Origin of the sequence: Photobacterium lucens (genome assembly GCF_009873615.1) — a bacterium.
Taxonomy (GTDB): domain Bacteria; phylum Pseudomonadota; class Gammaproteobacteria; order Enterobacterales; family Vibrionaceae; genus Photobacterium; species Photobacterium lucens.
The window spans coordinates 1-3,445 of the sequence record NZ_SSMG01000296.1 but is presented as its reverse complement, the minus strand read 5'-3'; the positions used below and the strand labels follow the sequence as shown (position 1 = coordinate 3,445).

Genomic DNA, 3,445 nt, shown 5'->3' with positions numbered 1-3,445 from the left:
TTGCTATTCAATGCTTAGTAGCTATATTGGATAGAGCTAAAGAATTAAAAATAAAATACTTATTAGAATAACGAGGTGAACACCAATGTCTAAATGTCCATTCCATAATACACAAGCGGTGAATCCAGCGATTAACCCAGGTAACGGTACTTCTCCAAGCGATTGGTGGCCTAACCAATTAAAAATAGACATTCTTCACCAGCACGATCGTAAATCAAACCCAATGGGTGAAGATTTCGATTACGCCGCTGAATTCAAAAAGCTAGATCTTGAAGCTGTTAAGCAAGATCTACGTGAACTAATGACAGATTCTCAAGATTGGTGGCCAGCAGACTTCGGTCACTACGGTCCTTTCTTCATTCGTATGGCATGGCACAGTGCAGGTACATACCGTACTGCTGATGGTCGTGGCGGCGCGAGCACAGGTAACCAACGTTTTGCACCACTGAACAGCTGGCCTGATAACGTAAACCTTGATAAAGCTCGTCGTCTAATTTGGCCTATCAAACAAAAATACGGCAACAAGATCTCTTGGGCTGACCTTATTATTCTAACTGGTAACGTTGCTCTAGAATCAATGGGCTTCAAAACATTTGGTTTCGCGGGTGGTCGTGAAGACATTTGGGCACCAGAGCTAGACGTTTACTGGGGTAAAGAAAAAACATGGCTTGCTGATGACACACGTTACGAAAAAGACAGCGAGCAACGTGATCTTGAAAACCCACTAGCAGCAGTACAAATGGGTCTTATCTACGTTAACCCAGAAGGTCCAGACGGTAACCCAGATCCACTACTAGCGGCACACGACATTCGTGAAACATTTGCTCGTATGGCAATGAACGACGAAGAAACAGTAGCACTTATTGCTGGTGGTCACACATTCGGTAAAACACACGGTGCAGCAGATGCAGCACACGTAGGTGTTGAACCAGAAGGTGCATCAATCGAAGAGCAAGGTTTCGGTTGGACATCAAGCTACGGTAGCGGTAAAGGCGCAGATACAATCTCTAGTGGTCTAGAAGTTATCTGGACAACAACGCCAACAGAGTGGAGCAACGGTTTCTTCAGCAGCCTATTCTACAACGAGTGGGAACTAGAGAAGAGCCCAGCAGGCGCTTACCAATGGGTATCAAAAGGCGGTGAAGTACACCCAGACGCATTTGATCCAGAGAAGAAGCACAAAGCAACGATGCTAACAACTGACTTAGCATTACGTTTCGACCCAGCATACGAGAAAATCTCTCGTCGCTTCTTCGAAAAACCACAAGAGTTCGCAGACGCATTCGCTCGTGCATGGTTCAAGCTAACTCACCGTGATTTAGGTCCAGTGTCTCGTTACCTTGGCCCTGAAGTACCAGCACAAGTGTTCACATGGCAAGATCCAATCCCTGCGGTTGATCACGAGCTAGTAAACGATGCTGATATTGCAAAACTTAAACAAGAAATCGCTGCATCTGGTCTATCAATCAGCGAGCTAGTATCAACAGCTTGGGCATCTGCTTCTACATTCCGTGGTTCAGACAAGCGTGGTGGTGCAAACGGTGCACGTATTCGTCTAGCTCCTCAGAAAGATTGGGAAGTTAACCAACCTGAGCAACTAGCGAAAGTGCTAAACGTACTTGAAGGCATTCAAGCAAACTTCGAGAAAACAGTATCTCTTGCTGACTTAATCGTACTTGCTGGTGGTGTAGGTGTGGAAATGGCTGCGAAGAATGCAGGCCGTGATATCACAGTACCATTTACACCTGGTCGTATGGATGCATCACAAGAAGAGACAGATGTTGAATCATTTGCTGTTCTTGAGCCAATCGCTGATGGTTTCCGTAACTTCGAAAAAGCGAAGTTCACAGTCGCAGCAGAAGAGTTACTACTAGACCGCGCACAACTACTAACCCTAACAGCCCCTGAAATGTCAGTGCTTGTAGCAGGTATGCGTGTACTTGGTGCGAACTACGACAACAGCGAATACGGTGTGTTCACTGAGCGTAAAGAAGCATTAACTAACGACTTCTTCGTTAACCTACTAGACATGGCAACACAGTGGAAACCAACTTCTGTTGACCAAGATGTGTTCGTAGGTACAGATCGTAAGACTGGCGAGCAGAAGTGGATGGCATCACGTGTTGACCTAGTATTTGGTTCTAACTCACAACTACGTGCATTGGCAGAAGTTTACGCATGTGCTGACTCTGAAGAGAAGTTCGTTAACGACTTCGTTAATGCTTGGGTTAAAGTAATGAACGCTGACCGTTTTGATCTACACCACTAATCAAAACGCAAAGTTTCAATACTAGCCAGTAGTATGAAATAGAAACTTAGCAATAAAAAACAAAGAGGCGCTCAATGAGTGCCTCTTTTTCGTTTCAGTGCAGTAAACTGTTATCATAGCAATAACTTTTAGAAATTCTCCGATGCTGTATGAAAAAGCCTTATCCTGCCTCCACCATTCAAAACGTCATTAATAGCGCAATTTACCACTTAAACCTACGTGATCATTCTGAGTATGAACTTAGGCAAAAACTCGAAGCAAAAACCGAGAATAAAGAGTGGGTAAACACTGTTCTTGAGCAGATGAAAGGCTATGGTTACCTAAAAAGCGACCATGCATTTTCATTACATTTCTGTGAGCTAGCCTTTAATAGCCAATATGGGCGCAAATACATTCAGCAAAAGCTTAAAACCAAAGGCATCGACGAACTCACCATAGAGCAAGCCATCACAGAAACCATGCAACGCATGAACGTCTGCGAGCAATCGATGATCAATACACGCTTGGCACGTTTCAAAGACTTCTCAACCACATCGGCAGAGAAAGTCGTCAATGACTTATTAAAACGTGGTTTTAGTATGGATGACATTTCTCGTGGTATTTCAGAGCATAGCGCATCAGATACTTTACTGACCAAAGCGCAAATCAAAGGCAAGAACGCCAATCTTGAAGCTGAAGTGATCAAACTTGCCAAGAAACTAAAAGGACGCTCATTAATCGCACAAGAGCTAAAAATGAAGCATGTTGATATCTCAGAGCTCGATACTGTACTTGATGAATTTATCGAATCAGGTGAAATAGATTTCTACTACAACTGCCAATTAGCCCTCGCCAAGAAACGCTACGATCTCACCGATTTTAAAGAAAAGAGCAAAGCTTATGGTTATCTATCAAGCAAAGGCTTTTCTGGTGATGAAATCAAAGAAGCCATCAACAGCGAGTTAGAAGAATAGGGTTAAGAGTATTTTAATGCCTTTATAGTCACTCCATATATTACTGTGTATATATCCAGTTTTAAATGGATGTGTTGATTCCAGCGTTATAGTTTCGTTTTTAATAAGAAAATATTCTTGTTAAAAACGGAATTTAAATCACAACCATATGAAAATAAAGCCGTTTTAATATCTCCGTTGTTTTTAATCAGACGGGTTAAAAACCTTTCTTACTTTTACCAAA

2 protein-coding genes are annotated in these 3,445 nt (G+C 42.7%); both read left to right on the top strand.

The window, feature by feature from the left end; all coding sequences use genetic code 11:
- Positions 1-85: 85 nt before the first annotated feature.
- On the top strand, positions 86-2,269 hold the full coding sequence (gene katG / locus E5A76_RS12775; RefSeq protein WP_053989146.1) for a catalase/peroxidase HPI: 2,184 nt from the start codon (positions 86-88) through the stop codon (positions 2,267-2,269).
- Between the two features lie 149 nt (positions 2,270-2,418).
- Entirely contained in the window at positions 2,419-3,222 is an 804-nt protein-coding gene (locus E5A76_RS12770; RefSeq protein WP_161119159.1) for a RecX family transcriptional regulator, read from the top strand.
- Positions 3,223-3,445 lie beyond the last annotated feature (223 nt).